This window comes from Rhizobium sp. WYCCWR 11128, from assembly GCF_013416305.1.
Taxonomy (GTDB): domain Bacteria; phylum Pseudomonadota; class Alphaproteobacteria; order Rhizobiales; family Rhizobiaceae; genus Rhizobium; species Rhizobium indicum.
The window spans coordinates 307123-326456 of sequence record NZ_JACCEZ010000004.1 but is presented as its reverse complement, the minus strand read 5'-3'; the positions used below and the strand labels follow the sequence as shown (position 1 = coordinate 326456).

Here is a 19334-nt window from a genome sequence, read left to right as displayed (position 1 = left end):
GTCTTCATCCAATCATTGGCAAAAGAAGGTCCTCGGCGCCAACCGGCGGGGCCGGCGCCTAACTAGGCTCCTGGGATAAAGGTCTTCAGACCTTGTAGAACTGCTCCGGCATGGTCGGAGCGGGCGTCGGCCAGCCGAAAGAGTTCGGCATGATCTTCGTGACGTTTTTCATGTTGTTCTTGACGACGCCGTATCCATCGGGCGGCAGCGAGATGCCGAAGACATAAAAATTGTCGGCGGCGCCTTGCAGGATCTGCTTCATGACCTCGCGTTGGCCTGATGCGTCGGAGGTCGCCTTCAGCTTGTCGTAGAGCGCAAGCTGGTTCTTCGTGCTTTCCGGCGGTTCCTCAGCATTGGCATTGGCGCGGTCGCGATACCAGAGCTGCCAAGCCGGGGCATACATGGCGTTGGCATCGGTCGGCACGTAGTAGCGCGGGTCGAGCATGGCGGCGACGCCGCCATTGGCGCCGAACTGGTGGGCGGTCGCATCGAAATCACGGCCCTGGCGGACGCGCGTCTCCCAGAGCGAACGGTCCATCGAGCGCATCTGCGCATCGATGCCGACCGCCTGGAACATCGGGATCACCAGCTGGAAGAGATCGAGGAAGACGGCGCGCGCCTGGTCGATCTCGAAGATGATCGTCAGGCGGCGGCCCTTTTCGTCGAGGCGGAAGTTCTGGTCGTCGCGCTTCGGCACGAGCTGGTCGAGCATGGCATTCGCCTTGTCGACGTCATAGGCCGTGAACTGCGTGGCGAGCTGCTCGTTGTAGAGCGGGTCCTCCTTCTTGACCGACGGCTGGGCAGGCGCGCCCTGGCCGACGAGCACCGCATCGATCAGCGACTGCCGGTCGAGTGCTGTCGAGAGTGCCGCACGGAAATCCTTGTTCCGGAAGAGCTTCCGCTTGGTCTCGTCGTTGTGGTTCAGGTTGAAGATGAAATTCATCACATTGGCTTCGGTCGAAGTCAGCGTGTAGAAATCATAGCCGCCCTGCTCACGCGCATCGTAGAGAACCGACTTGTTGTTCGGCGTGGCGATATACTGGTCCATCAGGTCGACTTCGCCCTGCATGGCCTTCAGCAACAGAACCTGAGGGTCGGCGACCATCTGGTAGACGATGCGGTCCATATAGGGCAACTGGTTGCCCTCGGTGTCGACCTTCCAATAGTAGGGATTGCGTTCGGCAACGGCGCGTTCGGTGTTTTCTCCGGGCGCTATCGTGAACATCCAGGCATGCACGCAGGGCTTCTTCGAGGAGTTCAGGAAGAAGGCGTTGTCGTCCTGGAAACCGGCGGCCGCCTGGAAGGAGGCGATCCAGCTTTCAAAGCCGCGTTGCTTGGCGAGTTCATCGGCCTTCGGATTGAAGTCGATGTGGAACTGCTCGAGATAATGTTTCGGTGTGCGCGTCGTCTGGTCGTTGTTTGCCCAGGCGACCTGCAGCGGGAAGAGGCCGTTCGGCTTGTCGAAGGTGACCTTGAAGGTCTGCTCATCGACGATCTCCAGCTTGGCCGGCTTGCCGCCGGACTTCCAATGATCCTGGCCGACGAAGGCGACGCGCTTGTCGGTGAAAACGGTGTCGTACCAGAACTTGATGTCGGCGGTGGTGTAGGGATGGCCGTCCGACCATTTCATGCCCTTGCGCAGGCGGATCGTATAGACCTTGGAGTCGGCGTCGCCCTCGAAGGACTCAGCGACATTCAGCGTCACGCCAGACCAGTCGGGCGTATAGCGCAACAGCGGCTCGTAGGCCTGGTAGCGGAACAGCATCGACAGCGACCCGCCGCCGACCAGCGCCATGTTCCAGTCGCCGCCGTACTTGCCGACGCTTTCGACCGGTTTGACGACGAGCGGATTTTCAGGAAGCCGCTCCTTCAGACCCGGCAGGGCGCCGCTCGACACTTTCGCTTTCAGGATATCCGCTTCCTTGAAGTCAGCGGCGAAAACCGGCAGGGCCGGCAATATCAGGGCGGCCGACGTCCCGGCCAGAAACGCACGTCGTTTCAGCTTGATCATAGGAATCTCCTCCAAAAATCCGGCCCTTATCATTATTTTTGCTGTGGGCTGGGATGAGGGAAAGATTACATTTGGATATTGTTAGGTAAAGCGTTATGTTTCCGTTAGTGTAAAAATTTGCCTTGGTGGCGCGGTTGATATAGCCAGCATCGCATCAATAAATGCTGAGGTGCCACGTGGGAAGCAGGGGCCGGGTTACATTGCAGACGATCGCGCGGGAGGTCGGCCTGTCAAAATACGCCGTGTCGCGCTCGCTTGCCGGCAAGAGCGGCGTCAGCGAAGAAACGCGCGCGCTGATCCGCGAGACGGCGCAGCGCCTCGGCTATACCAAGCCCGCCGGGCAGGGTACTGCCGGCGAGGTCGCGGTCGTCTTTCACGATCTCGATGCCATCAACAGTGAGCTCTATATGCAGGTGCAGAACGGTGTGCAGCGCGAGGCTCATCGGCTTGGCATGACGCTGCGCGTACGCTGGACCCATGATTCCGGCCAGTTGGAAGAGCTGGCGCGCACTTGCGACGGGCTGATGCTCGTCGGCCCGCATGCCCGTGAGGCCGTGGCGGCGGTGAGTGCCACCGGCGTTCCAATCGTGCGTTTCGGCTGGGTCGATGCGCTCGAACAGATCGACCATGTCGGCGGCACCGACCATGAGGCAGGGCAGGCGGTGCTGGAGTATCTGGTCGGGCTCGGCCATCGGTCCATCGTTTACGTCTATGGCATGCCGGGCCTGCGGGGGCGCCAGGAGCGGCATTACGGTGCCCGAGAAATCGCCGAACGTTATCCTGACGTTGCGCTTCATGTTATGCAGTTTGACGAAGAGAATGGCTTCAGCGCAGCCTTCCGGGCACTCGTGGAAAAAGGCATCCGGCCGACGGCCTTTTTCTGCGCCCATGACGGGCTGGCCCTGACCGTGGTTTCCGAGTTGCTCGGTCAGGGATACCGCATTCCCGACGATATTTCGGTCGTTGGTTTCGGCGACTACTCGCCGGCGACGCAGATCTCGCCGGCGCTGACGACGGTGAGGATGGAGGGGCAGGAATGCGGGGCGGTCGGGCTGCGGCTTTTGCTCGAGCGCATCGAAAATCCACGCCTGCCGGGCATGCCGGCGCGGCGCATCATGATCGCCTCGCGCATTATCGAGCGCCGCTCGGCCGGACCCTGCAAGGCGGCGGCAAGCGTCGATGCCGCCGAGGTTTAACCGCCGAGCGAAGCAATCGCGGCCTTGACTGCGTCCGCGCCGGGCCTGGTCGGCCGGTATTCCAGACCGACGGCGCCGGCGTAACCGTTGGCGAAGATCCAGTCGAGACGTCGGGCAAGGTCGATATCGCCGGAGCCTGGTTCGTTGCGGCCAGGGTGATCGGCGACGTGGACGTGGATGATACGGTCGAGACGGCCGTTCAGCACCTCCTCGGTGCGCTCGTCCATCACGGCGGAATGGTAGATGTCGTAGACGATGCCGATCTCGGGGCGAGCGACGTCATCGATGATGTCGAGGCCTTCGCGGGTCGAATCGAGGAAATAGCCGACATGGTCGATGCGGATGTTGAGCGGCTCGACGCCGAGGCGGACACCGCTGCCTTTGAGGATATCGGCGCCGGCTCTCAGCGTTTCGGTCAGCGCCCGGCGCTGTTCTTGGCGGGTCATGCCTGGGAGATCGTCGCCCGCCTGGGCAATCAGCACCGGCGCGCCGAGACGTTTCGCGACAGTGACGGATTCGGCAAGGCCTTTCAGCCAGGCCTGCCGGCTGGCGGTGTCGGTCAGCGCGATCATCGGTTCGGCGACGAGGCTGGAGACGGCAAGGCCGGTTTCCTTCAGCGCCGCCTCGATCGCATCGAGATCCTTGTCGCTCCAGCGCCAGAATTCGATCGCCGTCAGGCCGGCCGCATGGGCGCGGCGGATGCGATCGGGAAAGCTGTTGCCTTCTTCGGCAAACAGCCACTCTATGCACGCTGAATAACGTCGCATGAAAACTCCTCCCATCTGTTGATGCAGGCATGCGACAGATCGGCGCTTGCCGCAAGAGGTGTTCGGGCGCTTGACGCCCGGGTTCATTGGCGAAACACTTGGCACATCAGGCCGGAATCTCCGGCCTTGCGGAGGAAGACATGGATCTCGGATTGAAGGGTAAGACTGCCGTCATAACAGGTGCGTCGGTCGGCATCGGGCTGGCGATCGCTGAGGGGCTGGCGGCTGAGGGCGCCGACCTCGTGCTGGCAGCACGCGGCGGCGAACGGCTCGAGGCGGAAGCGGCCCGTATTGCCGAGAAGTACGGCGTCAGCGCCGCCGCTGTCGCGGCCGATGTGGCGACGGTTGCGGGAACCGAGGCGATCATCGCGGCGGCGGCCGAAAAAGGCGGCGCCGATATCCTCATCAACAATGCCGGCACCGGGTCGAACGAGACGGTGATGGAGGCGCCCGACGAGAAGTGGCAAGACTATTGGGACCTGCATGTGATGGCCGCCGTGCGGCTGGCGCGCGGCATCGCGCCGCAGATGAAGGAACGCGGTGGCGGGGTAATCCTGCACAATGCCTCGATCTGCGCCGTCCAGCCGCTCTGGTACGAGCCGATCTACAATGTCAGCAAGTCGGCGCTGATGATGTTTTCGAAGACGCTCTCGACCGAGCTCATCAAGGACAATATCCGCGTCAACTGCGTCAATGCCGGCCTGATCCTGACGCCCGACTGGATCAAGACCGCCAAGCAATTGACGGCTGAAACCGGCGGCAACTGGGAAGGTTATCTGCAGAGCGTCGCCAACGAGCACGCCGCCTCCAAACGCTTCGGCACGCCCGAGGAGCTGGCCAACGTCTTCGTCTTCCTGAGTTCGGAGCGTGCGAGCTATTGCATCGGCTCGACCTATTTCGTCGATGGCGGCATGCTGAAGACGATCTGACCGAGACTCCCGGCAGGGCGCGCGGCGGCCGGTCTTTCTCGAGGCTGCCGGGCGTTTCTGTGGACGTTGCCGATACAAGCTATAAATAATAGCTATTTTGTTGTATGTTCACGCTTTTGACGCTATTTGCCTGCTATTGGCAGGATAAATACTGCGACTTCTACAAGGCGACGACGATGCTGACGAAAAAGGGAAAATACGGGCTGAAGGCGCTGGTCGATCTGGCGCGGCTGGCGCCGGGTGAGACCGCCTTCATCAATGACATCGCGGCCCGCAACAATATCCCGAAGAAGTTTCTCGATACCATCCTGCTCGAACTGCGGAATGTCGGCATCCTGCGCTCGAAGAAGGGACCGGGCGGCGGCTATTCCCTGTCGCGGCCGGCAACCGAAATCCGCATCGGCCATGTCATCCGCACGCTCGACGGGCCGTTGGCGCCGATCCGCTGCGCCAGCCGTACGGCTTACGAGGCCTGCGACGACTGTGCCGATCCGGAAACCTGTCAGGTGCGGCGCTCGATGACCGATGTTCGGGACGCGATCGCCGCCATTCTCGACAATATGACCCTCGAGCAATTCGTCGCCGATGGCGGCAGCATCGACGGCGCCAAGGAAGAATTCCCGATCTCCGCCGCCAGCTGATTTAGACCCTGCCGGGCTCCGACATATATTCGCCTGCGGTATGCACCAGCTTATCCCGCGGCAGCGATAGCGCGTGAATGCGGGCGTTGCGCCAATGGCGGTCGAGATTGAGGCCGATACCGGCCGATGTTTCTCCTGCAAGTTCGAACAGCGCGTTTGCTGTGTCGAGCGCCGTTTCCCCGGCAAGGATTGCGGCCGCCGAGGCGGAAAAATGCGCGTCCGCCATCGCTGCCTCCACAGGATTGACCTGGGCAATGTCGAGTTTGCGGCCAGCCCGTTCCAAGGCTGCCGCCGTCGCTTCGATGCGGATGGCGCGTTCGCCGATCTGGGGAAGGACGGTCGTGCTGCGATCGCCAATTGCAGTCATTAGGTCGCTCCATGCGGCCCGGGCGATGCCCAGGCTGACGCCCGCCTTGAGCAGCAGGCCGAGCGAGATGCCGGTTGAATATCCGGAGGAGGGAGCAGGCGCAATCGCATCGGCATTGACATGAAGCGTTCCGACGATCGCCGTCGCCGATCCATTGGTGCGCTGGCCGAAGCCGTCCCAATCGTCGACCACCTGCACGCCTTCTTCACCGGGTGCGAGGTAGAGTGTCACCGGGCGGCTGGGCGGAGCGGTGGCGGCAGCGGCGATCCAGTCGGCGAATAGAATACCGGGCGCCTGACGCGTGCGCCCGCTCAGGCGGTAGCCCGGGCCTTCGGCGGTCAGTTCGGTCCCGTCGGTGAAGGCGGCGCCCGCGAAGCGGTCGCCGAGCAGCACACGGGCAAACAGCGATGCCTTCAAATCCTCGGCAGCCTGGGTGCGGAGCGTTTCCAGTACGCAAAAGTGATTTTCCAGCGCCTCGCCGATCGAGGCATCGCCCTCGGCGATGATTGCAACGATTTCGGCGAGCAGGGCGTTCGACACGTCGAGCCCTTCATGGTCAGGCGGAACAGTGATTGCCGTCAGCCCTGATACCGACAGCGCGTCAAGCTCGGAAAAGGGCAGGATGCGGTTGATATCACGTTCGCTCGCCTGATGCCGGAATGAGGCGGCGAGGTCGCGGGCCGTGGATATCGCCTCCTCTTCGCTTTCGATGCGATGCGCGGGAGGCCTCAGGCTCTCATGAAACTGCGATACCGTTCCCATCGGTCACTCTTTCCTCGACGGTTACAGGAGTGAGGGATTGCCCCTCGAATGATAAGGCCGGTTTTTCTACAAAAGCCGTGTGCTTTGAATTTTCTTACCAGCTTGATTGCCTTGTCCTTTACTCTACTTACGGTGAAGTGGGGCTTTCTTGATCGAGAAATATGATGAGCGACTCTCGTGCTCGCAACAGCGAGGTTTCGAAAATGGCGCGCCAGCCGAGACCGCGTCTGACGCTGGATATTGCCGCTATGCCAACCTATGCGATCGGCGACATTCACGGTCGGTACGATCTGCTTGTGAAAGCCGAGGCGGCGATCCTGCGCGATGGCGCGCAGTTGCCCGGGCGTAAGCTGATCGTCACGCTCGGCGACTATATCGACCGCGGCCCGGAATCGTCACAGGTCATCACCCATCTCATGGAGCCACCGCCTGATGGGTTCGACCGCATCTGCCTTGCCGGCAATCACGAAATCGCCATGCTCGACTATATCGACGGCTGGATCTCCTATGACGATTGGATGCAGATGGGGTCGGCGGAGTCGCTCAAATCCTATGGCCTCGATCCGGAGCATCTGCCGCTGGTCTTCCCCACCGGCGCGAAGCTCGATGTCTTCATCCGCCAGTCGCTGCCGCGTACGCATATCGATTTCATGCGGGCGATGCCTGTCCTGCTGGAAACCCCAAGCGTGATTTTCGTGCATGCCGGCATCAATCCGAAACTGCCGCTCGACAGGCAGACGGACGAGGATCTGGTCCTCATCCGCCAGCGGTTTCTCGAAAGCCGGGTGCCGTTACCAAAACTCGTCGTTCACGGCCATACACCGAACGACAAACCCGACATACGGCCGAGGCGGCTCAATATCGATACGCGCGCCTATCGCAGCGGCAAACTCACCGTCGCCCGCTTGTGGCAGGGCAAGGTGCATCTGTTTTCGACCTGACTTCCGTTTCCTCAGCCGGGTGGGATCGTCTCAGACGACCCCTTCCTCGACCGGCTCTGTCCTCGCTGGTTCTACAGTGGCCGGCCGGTTACGGCGCCAGCCGCGCAGCACGACGTAGAAGACCGGCGTCAGGAACAGGCCGAAGATCGTCACACCGAGCATGCCCGAGAAGACGGCGGTGCCGAGCGACTGGCGCATTTCGGCGCCGGGGCCGGTGGCGATGGCAAGCGGCAGAACGCCGAAGATAAAGGCGAATGCCGTCATCAGGATCGGGCGCAGGCGAAGATGGCTGGCCTCGATAGCCGCCTCCACCGGCGACTTGCCCTCGTCTTCCGCCTGCCTGGCGAACTCGACGATCAGAATAGCGTTCTTGGCCGCAAGGCCGATCAGAACAATCAGGCCGATCTGCGTCAGGACATTGTTGTCCATTCCCCTCAGCGAGACCCCGATCAGCGCCGCGAGCACCGCAAGCGGGACGATGAGAATGATCGCGAGCGGCAGAACCCAGCTTTCATATTGCGCCGCCAGCGCCAGGAAGACGAAGACGACGGACAGGGCGAAGATGTAGATGGCGGTGTTGCCGGTGTGGGTTTCCTGATAGGCGAGTTCCGTCCATTCGAAGGTCGTCCCCTGCGGCAGGATCTTCGCTGCTAAGGCCTCCATCTTGGCGATGGCATCGCCCGTCGACGTGCCCGGCGTCGGATTGCCCTGAAGCGGCACCGAGACGTACATGTTGTAGCGCTGGACAAGCGCCGGGCCGCTGGCATCCTGGATGTCCATCAAGGTTCCAAGCGGAACCAGTGCGCCGGTCGCCGAGCGGACCTTCAGGGCAAGGATGTCTTCCCGGTCCATGCGGTATTGCCGGTCGGCTTGGGCTCGAACTTGGTAGACGCGGCCGAACGCATTGAAATCGTTGACGTAGGAGACGCCGAGATTGATGGAAAGGGCGTTGAAGATATTGGGGATCGGCACATTCAGGAAACGTGCCTTGTCGCGGTCGATCGCCAGGAAATATTGCGGGCTTGCATCGGAGAATGTCGTAAAGACGCCGGTCAGCCCCTCGGTCGTTGCCGCCGCACCCATCATCTGCCGGGCGAGGCCGAGGACGCGCGTCATGTCGGCGTTTTCGAGATCGGAAATCTGCATCTTGAAGCCGCCGGAATTGCCGACGCCACGCACGGATGGCGGCGGGATGGCGATGATGAAGGCTTCCTGGATGCTTTGCAGCTTTCCGTAAAGCTCGCCGATGATCTTGTTGGCGTTCTCTCCGCCTTCTTCACGTTCGGCAAAGGATTTGAACGGGACGAAGACGACGCCGGCATTCGAGGCATTGGTGAATGTCGCCCCGCTGAAGCCGGCAAATTGAACGGCATTGCCGACGCCGGGCACGGTGCGGGCGATATCGCCCACCTGTTTGACGACGGCATCGGTACGCGCGAGCGAGGCGCCGTCAGGTAGCTGTATGACGATGATGGCGTAACCCTGGTCCATGGTCGGGATAAAGCCCGCGGGAACTTTCGTGCCCATATACCAGGTCGCTCCGAGCAGGCAGACGAAGGTGACCATCGCGGCTGTCAACCCTACCCAGCTGCTGACCAGATGCCGAACGGTCCATGAATAGCCGGAACTCAGCCGATCGAATCCATGATTGAAGCCGTCCGCAAGCCCTCTTCCCAGACGGGATGCGACATTCGTGCGCTTGGTTTCATGGTCATGGGTTTTCAGTAATATGCCTGCGAGCGCGGGCGACAGTGTGAGCGAATTCAATGCAGAAATTGCAGTGGTGACGGAGATCGTGACCGCGAACTGCCTGTAGAACTGGCCAGAGATGCCTGGAATGAAGGCTGTCGGCACGAACACGGCGATCAACACCAGCGAGATGGCGACGACGGCGGTTCCGACTTCGTCCATCGTGACATGGGACGCCTGCTTCGGCGTCATCCCGCGCGCCAGATTGCGCTCGACGTTTTCCACCACCACGATCGCGTCGTCGACGACGATACCGATCGCGAGGACGAGGCCGAACAGCGTGAGCATGTTGAGCGAGAAGCCGAAGGCGAGCAGGACGGCGAAGGTGCCGATCAGCGATACCGGGATGGCAATGATCGGAATGATCGCGGTTCGCCAGGATTGCAGGAAGACGAGAACGACGATTGCCACCAGGATGGCCGCTTCGGCGATGGTTCTATAGACCTCGTTGATGGAATCCGAGATGAATTCGGTCGTGTCGTAGACGATACGATATTCTAGGCCCGGCGGGAAATTCTGGGAGATGTCCTTCATGAGCGTCTGGACCTGATGCGCAGTGTCCAGGGCGTTGGTTCCCGGCCGGGCGAAGATGCCGAGAGCAACTGCGGGGTCATTGTTGAGATAACTGTTGGTGACGTAATCCTGTGCGCCGAGTTCGATACGGGCGACGTCCTGCAACTGGACGAGCCGGCCTGATGTCGTCGATTTCACGATGACATATCGGAACTCGCGCACGTCGGAGAAGCGGCCGTCCGTTCGCACCGTATATTCGAAAGCATTCTTGCCGGTGACGGGTGGGGCACCGATCTTGCCGCCCGACACCTGGACGTTCTGATCTCTCAACGCGGAGACGACGTCATCGGATGTCATCCCGTAAGCGGAGAGCTTTTCCGGATCCAGCCAGATTCGCATCGAATACTGGCGCTCGCCAAAGATCTGCACGTCGCCGACGCCGTCAAGTCGCACGAGAACGTCGCGGATGCGGTTGCGGGCGTAGTTCGAGACGTAAAGCTGGTCATAGCGGTGCGACGGCGACAGCAGGTGCACCACCATCATAAGATCCGGCGAGCTTTTGTCGGTGGTCACGCCAAGCCGCTGGACTTCCTCGGGAAGACGGGGAAGGGCGATGGAAACGCGGTTCTGGACGAGCACCTGGACCTTGTCGAGATCGGTGCCGAGCTTGAAGGTGATCGTCAGCGACATGGCGCCGTCGGCGCTGGAGTAAGAAGACATATAAAGCATGTCTTCGACGCCGTTGATCTGTTGTTCGAGCGGTGTCGAAACAGTATCGGCGATCGTCTGCGGGTCGGCGCCCGGATAAGAGGTGCGCACGACGATGGTCGGCGGCGCTATCTCCGGATACTGCGATACCGGCAATTGCGTGTAGGCAATGCTGCCGACGACGAGAAAAAGGATCGAGATGACGGCCGCAAAGATCGGCCGGTCCACGAAAAAATGAGCAAATCTCATTGTCCGCTCTCCGCGCCGGCAGTTTCCGGCGGAGCGTCCTGCCGCTCCTGCGGCAGTTCGGTCATCTGAGGCGTGATCTTTGCGCCCGGCCGGGCGCGCATCAGGCCGTTGACGATGATCGTCTCGGTGCCGTCAAGGCCCTCGCGTATGACGCGGTAGCCGTAGAGGCGCGGTCCGGGCCTTACGGGCTTGGTCGAAACCGTGCCGTCTTCGGCGACGACATAAACGACGCGCTCATTCTGGTCCGAGCCGATGGCCTCGTCGGGGACGAGAATGGCCTGGTAGGTGTTGGAGGCTTCGACCTGTATGCGACCGAACAGGCCGGGCTGAAGGACGAGATCAGGATTGGGGAAGCGGGCACGCAGACGAATGGTGCCACTCTCATTGTCGACCCGGTTCTCGGCGAAATCGAGCTTTCCCTTGAACGGTTTGGCACTGGGATCCGAGATCGTGACGGACACATCCAGTCCGCCACCGCCCTGCTGCAGATCCTTGCCCAGTTTGCGCGCGGTGTCGGCGAAATTCAGCAGCCGGCGCTCGTCGACGTCGAAATAGAAATCGATCGGATCGAGCGAAACGATCGTCGTCAGCACAGTCTGGTCGGTCTGCACAAGGTTGCCGGCCGAGATCAGCCGGCGGTCGATGCGGCCGCTGAGCGGCGCCTTGATCTCGGTATATTCCATGTCGAGAGAGGCGCGGTCGGCTGCGGCCTGTGCGCCGCGGACATTGGCCTCGGCCGAATCGAATTCGCGGCGGCGATCATCCAGCGTCTGGGCTGACTGGCTGCCGCTCGAAGTTAGCGATTGTGTGCGCTTATATTGCGCATCGGCAAAGACCAGGGCGGATTGCGCCGATTCGAGTGTGGCCTTTGCCTGATTGAGCGCGGTTACGAACGGCCGCTGATCGATGACGAAGAGCAGATCGCCCTGCTTGACCAATGCGCCGTCCTGGAAATGAATTTCCTGCAGGTAACCACCGACGCGCGATCGAACCGAGACCTCGTCGACCGGCTCGAAGCGGCCGATGAATTCGTCGCTGTCGACGACATCGCGAACGACCGGCTTGGCGACGGTGACGGGCGGGGGCGGCGGGGCGCTCTGGGCCAGCACGGGGAGGGGCATGAATGCGGCGATACAGCCAAGCACCACCATCTGTCGAAGCGCGTAAGTCATACCGGTCCCCCAATCTCGACGGTCGATTTCACTGCCGCCAAACCTAAGATGAAGTGATGCTGTACATGTCTTGCTGCTTTGACCGAGGGTCTCTGCCCCCGTGATTTCCCCGGCGTTCAATCCCTTGGAAAAGGAAGGCCGGCACGCAATGCACATCCGAAAAATCGTAACCCTATGGAATTGGACTATAAACGGCAGCGGCGAAAAATTGCAAATGCCAATTGGTAACGATTCCGGAATCCATCAAAACGTCACAGAGGGTATCAGCTCTCGACGATTTCGTCTTTGCCGGGCGGCAGGGCGGCGAGTTCGGCCCAGTCGAGCTCCTGTTCCAGCATGTGAAAAACATCGTCGTCGATCTCGTCGGCGCGCCGCATCGCCGCCAGTCTGCGGCGTTTGGCGACGATGACGTTGCGGCGCTGCTTGTCGAGCCTGCTGACCTCGCGCGGGTGTTTCCCATCAGCGGTGATTTCGCGCTCGGAGGTGTAGACGTCGCGCAGGATGCGGGTGGATTTGTCCTCGCCGCCGGCGAGTTCGGCAAGGGCCGCATCGATCAACGTGACGCGGGCCTTGGCGAGGTCGCGATCCAGGGAGGTGTCCGGGTCGAATTTCAGGAAACGGATCAGCGGCCCGAGCGTCAGCCCCTGGACGATGAGCGTGCCGAGAACGACGGCCAGCGCGCTGAGCAGGATGATATCGCGATCGGGGAAGTCGATCGGCAGAGCGAGCGCGGTCGCCAGCGTGACGAGGCCGCGCATGCCGCACCAGCCGGCAAGCAGGCTGGTCGCGAAAGTCGGAACGGCTTGTGTCGTGCGTCCGCGCGCGGCGAGAAAGTTGATGAGGCGGTTATAGATGAGCACCCAGGCCAGGCGGACGACGATGACGGTGACGAAGACCATGGCGGCGAAGGTGATCGCGAAATTCAGGCGGCCGGGATCGAGGTCGAGGACAATCTGACGGGCCTGCAGACCCATCAGCAGGAAAGCGAGCACGTTGAGCAGAAAGACCGCGGCTTCCCAGACCGAATAGGAATGAATGCGGTGGCGGGCCGTCTGCCGCTCGGGCATGTAGCGGGCGATCACCATCGCATAGACGACGATGGCCAGAATTGCCGAAAGGTGCAGCCGCTCGGCGATGATCCAGGTGCCGAAGGTGGCGACGAATTCGAGCAGGGTGCCGCCGAGCGTGCCGGCAAGCCTCGGGCCGACGACCATATAGAGACGGCCCATGAGATAGCCGAGGATGAGGCCGCCAGGCACGGCGAGCGCCAACTCCGCCAGGGCGCCGGCGAAGAAGGCGGGACTTGCGGCGGCTGCCACCGCAGCGCTGAAGATCAGCAGCGCGACTGCGTCGTTCAGGAGGCTTTCACCCTTCAGGATCACATAGGTCTGGCGCGGCAGGGTGAAGCGGTCGAGCATGGCGGTCGCGGCTGCCGCATCCGGCGGTGCGACGATGGCGCCGAGTGCCACGGCTGCGGCAAGCGGGAGGCCGGCCATCGTCACGCTGACGGTGGCGACGGCTGCGGCCGTCAGGATCACGGCGATCGCGGCGAGAGAGAACAGCGGCAGCCAGTTGCGTCTCAACGTCCTCGGCGGCAGATCGTAGGCGGCGTCGAAAAGCACGGGCGCAATCAGCAGCGCCAGCGCAAGCTCGGGATCGATCGCGACCTCGGGCGCCCAGGGCACAGCCGCGACGATGACGCCGGCGATCGCCAGCATTGTCGGATAAGGGATCCGGAACTTCCTGGAAAATTGCAGAAAGACGATCGCCACCAGCAGCAGCGTCAGCATGCTTTCGAAGAACGCCATCGAGCTCCCCAATGCGCGCCTCCGGCGGAGGCTGTTCCTGCCGCAGAATTAGGGCGGAGCTGGGCTGCGACTACTGGCTGGTGCTTGTAAACGGCGAAAGGAGAAACTGTAGGATATGCTTGGCCCGGTCTGCGGCATTTTAGCCGCCATTGCTGAATCTGCCGTCCATGCCCTTGTGCAGTGCACATGCTCAATATATCTACCGATATTATGAGGATGCTTATAAATAACGGTCACAGGTTTCATGAACGCCACTCCGACCCTCGGTTTCCTTCTCCACGACGTCGCACGGCTGCTGCGCAAGCGGTTCGAGCAGCGCGCGAAGTGCCTTGGGCTGACACGGTCGCAATGGCAGACGCTTGCCTATCTCTCGAATAACGAAGGTATCCATCAGGGCGGCCTTGCCGAAATCCTGGAAGTCGAGCCGATCACGCTGGTGCGCATTCTCGACAAGCTCGCCGAACGCGGGCTGATCGAGCGCCGCCAGCACCCGACCGACCGGCGCATCTGGCTGCTCTATATGCGCGACGAGGCGCACCCGTTGCTCGCCGAAATGCGCGAGCTCGGCGACACCACCCGCGCAGAAGCGTTGCAAGGCGTTTCGCCAGAGCAGCGCGAGCTGCTTTTCCACATCCTATCCGTAATGAAGACGAACCTGGTTCAGGCATGCCGGAGCCCGGTTGACGAGAATGAGACGAACGATGGCTGATCAATCCCCCCTCCGCGTCGTTGCCGACGCCAATGCCAAGACTCCTGTCGAAGACAATGAAGCGAAACAGCAGGAAACGGTAGCCGAAGCGCCTTCATCCAATTCAGCGCCGGCTGCCGCCGTGGCTGCGCCTGGCGGCAACAAGGTCCGCCGCCGGCGCAGTCTCACGCGGCCGATCCTGTTTGCCCTGCTGCCGGTGGCGCTCGTCGTCGGCGGTTATTATTACGTCAATGGCGGCCAGGTGATGTCGACCGACAACGCCTATATCCAGGCCGACATGGTCGGACTTACCACCGACGTCTCGGGCATCGTCGACCAGATCAACGTGCATGAGAACGAGGCCGTCAAGGCGGGGCAGGTGCTCTTCAGCCTGCGGTCGGATTCTTTCAAGATCGCGCTTGATGGCGCCAAGGCGCAGCTCGGCGCGCAGCGCAACCAGATCATGAATCTCAAGGCCAGCTATCAGCAGTCGCTTGCCGAGATCACGCAGGCGCAAGCCGATCTGCCTTATTATCAGGATCAGTTTGACCGGCAGCAAAACCTCGTCAACAACGGTAGCGCGACGCAATCGGCCTATGACGAAGCCAAGCACAATCTGGAAGCCGCGCAGCAGAAGGTGACCGTCGCCAAGGCGGAAGCCGCAACGACGCTCGCCCAGCTCGGCGGCAATGCCGACCAGCCGGTGGAGGAAAACCCGCTCTATCTGCAGGCCAAGTCGCAGGTCGACAATGCCCAGCGCGAACTCGACCACAGCGTCGTCAAGGCACCGTTCGACGGCATCGTCACCAATGTCAACGCGCTGCAGGTCGGCTCCTACCTGCAGGCTTCGCAACAGGCCTTCTCGCTTGTTGCCACCGACCATCTGTGGATCGCCGCCAGCCCGAAGGAAACCGAGCTTACCTATGTCAAGCCCGGCCAGACGGCCGATATCTATGTCGACACCTATCCCGGCGTGACATGGAAGGGCAAGATCGAGAGCATCAGCCCGGCCTCCGGCTCCAGCTTCTCGCTGCTGCCGGCGCAAAATACTACGGGCAACTGGGTGAAGGTCGTCCAGCGTATTCCGATGCGCGTCAGCATCGAGGACACCGACGGCAAGCCGCCGCTACGTGTCGGCATGAGCACGGTGGTCGATGTCGAGACCGGTCATGCCCGCGGCCTGCCTGATTTCGTCAACAAGCTTCTGGGCCGGCCTCAGGGCAAGGATCATGAGTAACGCTGCCGCTTCTCCGGCGACGCCGATTGCCAATCGCGGCGCGATCACGGCCTGCGTCATTCTCGCCGTCATCATGCAGGCGCTGGACACGACGATCGCCAACGTGGCGCTGCCCTATATCCAGGGCAGCGTGTCGGCCTCTGCCGACCAGATCAACTGGGTGCTGACCTCCTATATCGTCGCGGCGGCCATCATGACGCCGCCGTCGGGCTTTCTCGCCGCCAAGTTCGGCCGCAAACGCGTGCTGCTCGTCGCCATTGCCGGCTTCGTGGCGGCCTCCGTTCTCTGCGGCCTGGCGCAATCGCTGAACCAGATCGTCGCGTTTCGCCTGCTGCAGGGCCTGTTTGGGGCATCGCTGGTGCCGCTTTCCCAGGGCATCCTCCTCGACATCTACACGGTCGAGGAGCGCGGCTCGGCGATGGCCCTTTTCGGCGTCTCGGTCATGGTCGGGCCGGTGCTTGGGCCCGTCATCGGCGGCTGGTTGACCGACAATATCAGCTGGCGCTGGGTGTTTTATATCAATGTGCCGATCGGCGCGCTGGCCTTCATGGGCATTGTCGTCTACGTCACCGAGACCAAGAGGGATCTGCTCGCCAAACTGGACTGGTTCGGCTTCGGGATGATGAGCCTCGGCATCGCCGCGCTGCAGCTCTTCCTCGACCGCGGCGAGCAGCTCGACTGGTTCTCTTCCGGTGAGATCATGCTCGAGGCGTTGATCTGCGCCTCAGCCTTCTATCTGCTGATCGTGCATACGCTGACGGCGGAGAAATCCTTCGTGAACCCGAAGCTGTTCCTCGATCAAAATTTCTCGATCAGCATGATCTTCATCTTCGTGGTCGGCATTACCTATCTCGCCTCACTGGCACTGATGACGCCCTATCTGCAGACGCTGATGGGCTATCCCGTCATCACCGCCGGCATCGTCATGGGGCCGCGCGGGCTCGGCACCATGCTCTGCATGTTCATCGTCGGGCGGCTGGTCGGCAAGGTCGATACGCGCGCGTTGCTGGCGCTCGGCTTGGGGCTCACCGCATGGGCGATGTACGACATGACCGGCTGGACACCCGACGTCTCGCAATGGACGATCGTCTCGGTCGGCTTCATCCAGGGCGCCGGCCTCGGCTTTCTGTTCGTGCCGCTGACGACGATCGCTTTTTCCACGCTGCCCGCCCATATGCGCGGCGACGGCACCGGTCTCTACAATTTGTCGCGAAACATCGGCTCGGCGGTCGGCATCTCGATCGTCTCGGCGCTGATCGTCGAAAACACGCAGAGCAATCATGAATCGATCGCCGCCTATGTGACGCCGTTTAACCACGCCTTCAATGCGGTGGCTGCGCAGGGGCTCAGCCCGGTGACGGCGGCCGGCCGTGCTTCGCTCAACGAGATCATCACGCTGCAAGCGACGATCATCGCCTATATGGACGATTTCAAGCTGCTGATGCTGATGTCGCTTGCGGTCATTCCGCTGGTTCTGCTGTTGCGCAAGCCGAAGGCAGCACCCGCCGTCGACCACAGCGCCGTCATGGAATGAACTCCAGGCGTTGCCGCAATTCCGGACGGAAAAACCGCTTCGCACTTTTCCTGGAATTGCTTTAGCGAAACGGCTTGCTGAGATATCGAGATCCCTGAATGCCGAAGCGCCATGGTGCTTCGGCATTTTTCGTGATGCCGATGCGTTTTCCCGAGACGATCGGCACCGGGGCCGACGGCGCGATCGCATAGGGCGGGCGATCGAGCAGCCTGTCATTGATCTCGATGTCGATGCCGAGCGCCTGGCAGAGCTTGCCGGGGCCGCTGCAGAGCGACGTCAGCATATCGGTGCCGCGCCGCTCCATCATTAGAGGGATTCCCGTTTCCGGCTCCAGGGCGCGGATGAGTGCAGCCGCGCCAGGATGGCAGACGAAATTCAGGCACCAGTACATGCCGTAGATGCGGTAGATATAGACATTGCCCGGCTTGCCATACATGGCGCCGTTGCGCTTGGTCGGGCCGCGGAAGCTGTGCGAGGCCTCGTCATCGGGGAAATAGGCTTCGGTCTCGGTGATGCGCCCGCCGACGCCGTCCACGGTCAGATGGCAGCCGAGCAGGTCGCGGGAGACGGCGATCGCATCGCGCTCGAAAAATTCCCTGAGGCTTTCGCCGGTGAGCGTGCCGGCGCCGATCGCGCCTGATATCGTTCCACCATCGGTCATATCAGACGCAGATAACATTCAGCGCGCTCGCCGTCATCCCGAAACCGCTTCATGTTTTTCGGCCAGAGACATCAGCGGCCCGCATTCGGATCGCGCATCGGGATCGAGGATGATGTGACCGAGACCGGGTCGCTCGCCGGGAAGGAATCTTCCAGGCCCTCTTCCAGCTCTTCTTCGAGCAAAGCAGGATCCTTGCTGCGCGCGCCGTCGCCATGGGCAGGTTCGATTGCTGCGGCAAGCAGGGCCTTGGCCCGCAAGACGGCATTTTCCGACGTTAGCTCAGGCGTGCTGCGCAGCGTCACGGCAATGCTGTCTTCGCCTTCGCCGCCGAATTCGACGACGAAGCCGTCTTCCGTCTGGTAGACGGTGATATCGTTGAGTGCCATGGCCGTTCTCCGAGGGCGCTCATATTAGCAAGGCGCAATTTAGTGAAGCGCGTTTTCGGAATTTTGTCGAGCGAAGACCTTTACCAGCCAGTCGATGAAGACGCGCACGCGCGGCGAAAGCTGGCGGTTGCGGGGGTAAAGCAAGGAAACCGGTGTCGGGGTCAGCGGAAAGTCCTGCAGTATCTGGACCAGCGTTCCCGCGGCAAGATCTCCTTCGGCGTGATAGCGTGGGATCTGGATCATGCCGAGGCCCATCCTCGCCGCTGAGATATAGCTTTCGGCGGCGTTGACCGCGATGGTGGCGGGAATGGTGATGTTACGCACCGTGCCGTCGACGGTGAATTCGAGCGGCAGCAGGCTGCCGGTGCCGCTGGAGTGGAAGCCGACCATGCGATGGCCGGCAAGCCGATCGGGATGCTGCGGCAGGCCGTTGCGGGCAATGTAGGCAGGAGAGGCGAGTGTCACCTCATCGAGCATGGCGACGCGCCGGGCGACCATGTCGCTGTCTTGCGGCGTGCCGACGCGCAACACGCAATCGATGCCCTCACGCACCAGATCGATCAGCCGATCGCCCTCACTCATGTAGAATTCGATCTCCGGATAGGTCTCCAGGAAGGACGGCAGGCTCGGCAGTACGAAATGGCGGGCGAGCGTGCCGTGCACGTCGACACGCAGCATGCCCTTCGGCTTGGCGCCGGCAAAGGCTCCTTCGGCTTCCTCGATATCGGCAAGGATCGACAGGCAGCGTTGGTAATAGGCTTCGCCATCAAGCGTCGGACTGACGTGGCGCGTCGTGCGCTGGAGCAGGCGCACGCCGAGGCGGGCTTCCAGCCCCTTGACCGCATCGGTGACAGTCGAGCGTGGCAGACCGGTGTCATCGGCGGCAAGCGTGAAGCTGCGGCGTTCCACGATACGGCAAAACACGCGCATGGCGTCAAATCTGTCCATCTGTTTGTTCGTTATTCTCGGATAGTGATGCCGAAGAATGCCAGATTATCCGCAAAAGGAAAAGGCG

16 protein-coding genes are annotated in these 19334 nt (G+C 61.8%); 7 read left to right on the top strand and 9 right to left on the bottom strand.

Annotation, left to right across the window (positions count from 1 at the left end; genetic code table 11):
- Positions 1-85 precede the first annotated feature (85 nt).
- Complete coding sequence (locus HX898_RS16300) at positions 86-2011, bottom strand: ABC transporter substrate-binding protein (RefSeq protein WP_138330167.1); 1926 nt, start codon at positions 2009-2011, stop codon at positions 86-88.
- 176 nt (positions 2012-2187) lie between these two features.
- Between HX898_RS16300 and HX898_RS16295 the strand changes: the two genes are divergently transcribed.
- A complete protein-coding gene (locus HX898_RS16295; RefSeq protein ID WP_138330168.1) occupies positions 2188-3207 on the top strand; it encodes a LacI family DNA-binding transcriptional regulator in 1020 nt (339 codons plus the stop codon).
- Here the strand turns inward: HX898_RS16295 and HX898_RS16290 are convergent.
- On the bottom strand, positions 3204-3974 hold the full coding sequence (locus HX898_RS16290) for a TIM barrel protein (protein ID WP_180195091.1): 771 nt from the start codon (positions 3972-3974) through the stop codon (positions 3204-3206). The two genes, HX898_RS16295 and HX898_RS16290, sit on opposite strands and share 4 nt — an antisense overlap.
- A gap of 140 nt (positions 3975-4114) precedes the next feature.
- Here HX898_RS16290 and HX898_RS16285 point away from each other — a divergent pair, with 140 nt between their 5' ends.
- Positions 4115-4903 carry an SDR family oxidoreductase gene (locus HX898_RS16285; RefSeq protein WP_129421472.1) on the top strand — a complete coding sequence of 263 codons (789 nt, stop codon included), beginning with the start codon at positions 4115-4117 and terminating at the stop codon, positions 4901-4903.
- Positions 4904-5079: 176 nt separating this feature from the next.
- The gene (locus HX898_RS16280) at positions 5080-5544 is read left to right on the top strand and encodes an Rrf2 family transcriptional regulator (protein ID WP_033180647.1); all 465 of its coding nucleotides are present in this window, start codon (positions 5080-5082) and stop codon (positions 5542-5544) included.
- A gap of 1 nt (position 5545) precedes the next feature.
- Here the strand turns inward: HX898_RS16280 and HX898_RS16275 are convergent, their stop codons facing one another.
- Positions 5546-6673: a monooxygenase gene (locus HX898_RS16275; RefSeq protein ID WP_180195090.1), complete on the bottom strand. Its 1128-nt coding sequence runs from the start codon at positions 6671-6673 to the stop codon at positions 5546-5548.
- Between the two features lie 164 nt (positions 6674-6837).
- Between HX898_RS16275 and HX898_RS16270 the strand changes: the two genes are divergently transcribed.
- On the top strand, positions 6838-7614 hold the full coding sequence (locus HX898_RS16270; RefSeq protein WP_173883605.1) for a metallophosphoesterase family protein: 777 nt from the start codon (positions 6838-6840) through the stop codon (positions 7612-7614).
- Positions 7615-7644: 30 nt separating this feature from the next.
- Here HX898_RS16270 and HX898_RS16265 read toward each other — a convergent pair whose 3' ends face one another.
- From HX898_RS16265 to HX898_RS16255, 3 genes are all read right to left on the bottom strand, one after another.
- Positions 7645-10833 carry a multidrug efflux RND transporter permease subunit gene (locus HX898_RS16265; protein ID WP_138330171.1) on the bottom strand — a complete coding sequence of 1063 codons (3189 nt, stop codon included), beginning with the start codon at positions 10831-10833 and terminating at the stop codon, positions 7645-7647.
- Entirely contained in the window at positions 10830-12005 is a 1176-nt protein-coding gene (locus HX898_RS16260) for an efflux RND transporter periplasmic adaptor subunit (RefSeq protein WP_138330172.1), read from the bottom strand. The genes HX898_RS16265 and HX898_RS16260 overlap by 4 nt, the downstream gene beginning before the upstream one ends.
- A 263-nt stretch (positions 12006-12268) precedes the next feature.
- Positions 12269-13813, bottom strand: a complete 1545-nt coding sequence (locus HX898_RS16255) for a sodium:proton antiporter (RefSeq protein WP_180195089.1) — start codon at positions 13811-13813, stop codon at positions 12269-12271.
- A gap of 244 nt (positions 13814-14057) precedes the next feature.
- On the opposite strand from HX898_RS16255, the gene HX898_RS16250 reads away from it, so the two are divergent.
- Genes HX898_RS16250 through HX898_RS16240 form a run of 3 tightly spaced genes read left to right on the top strand, consistent with a single transcriptional unit; the run spans position 14058 to position 17272 of the window.
- Positions 14058-14522 (top strand): MarR family transcriptional regulator, encoded by a 465-nt coding sequence (locus HX898_RS16250; protein WP_003562008.1) that lies wholly within the window; start codon positions 14058-14060, stop codon positions 14520-14522.
- The gene (locus HX898_RS16245) at positions 14515-15738 is read left to right on the top strand and encodes an HlyD family secretion protein (RefSeq protein WP_180195088.1); all 1224 of its coding nucleotides are present in this window, start codon (positions 14515-14517) and stop codon (positions 15736-15738) included. The genes HX898_RS16250 and HX898_RS16245 overlap by 8 nt, the downstream gene beginning before the upstream one ends.
- A complete protein-coding gene (locus tag HX898_RS16240) occupies positions 15731-17272 on the top strand; it encodes a DHA2 family efflux MFS transporter permease subunit (RefSeq protein WP_138330175.1) in 1542 nt (513 codons plus the stop codon). Before HX898_RS16245 ends, HX898_RS16240 begins: the two co-directional genes overlap by 8 nt.
- A 61-nt stretch (positions 17273-17333) precedes the next feature.
- On the opposite strand, the gene HX898_RS16235 is transcribed toward HX898_RS16240, so the two are convergent.
- The 3 genes from HX898_RS16235 to HX898_RS16225 are packed head-to-tail and all read right to left on the bottom strand — an operon-like array spanning position 17334 to position 19267.
- Entirely contained in the window at positions 17334-17951 is a 618-nt protein-coding gene (locus tag HX898_RS16235; RefSeq protein ID WP_180195087.1) for a DNA-3-methyladenine glycosylase, read from the bottom strand.
- Between the two features lie 53 nt (positions 17952-18004).
- Positions 18005-18319, bottom strand: coding sequence for a hypothetical protein (locus HX898_RS16230; protein ID WP_012758722.1), 315 nt, complete (start codon positions 18317-18319; stop codon positions 18005-18007).
- 39 nt (positions 18320-18358) lie between these two features.
- Entirely contained in the window at positions 18359-19267 is a 909-nt protein-coding gene (locus HX898_RS16225; RefSeq protein WP_138386775.1) for a LysR family transcriptional regulator, read from the bottom strand.
- Positions 19268-19334: the final 67 nt, after the last annotated feature.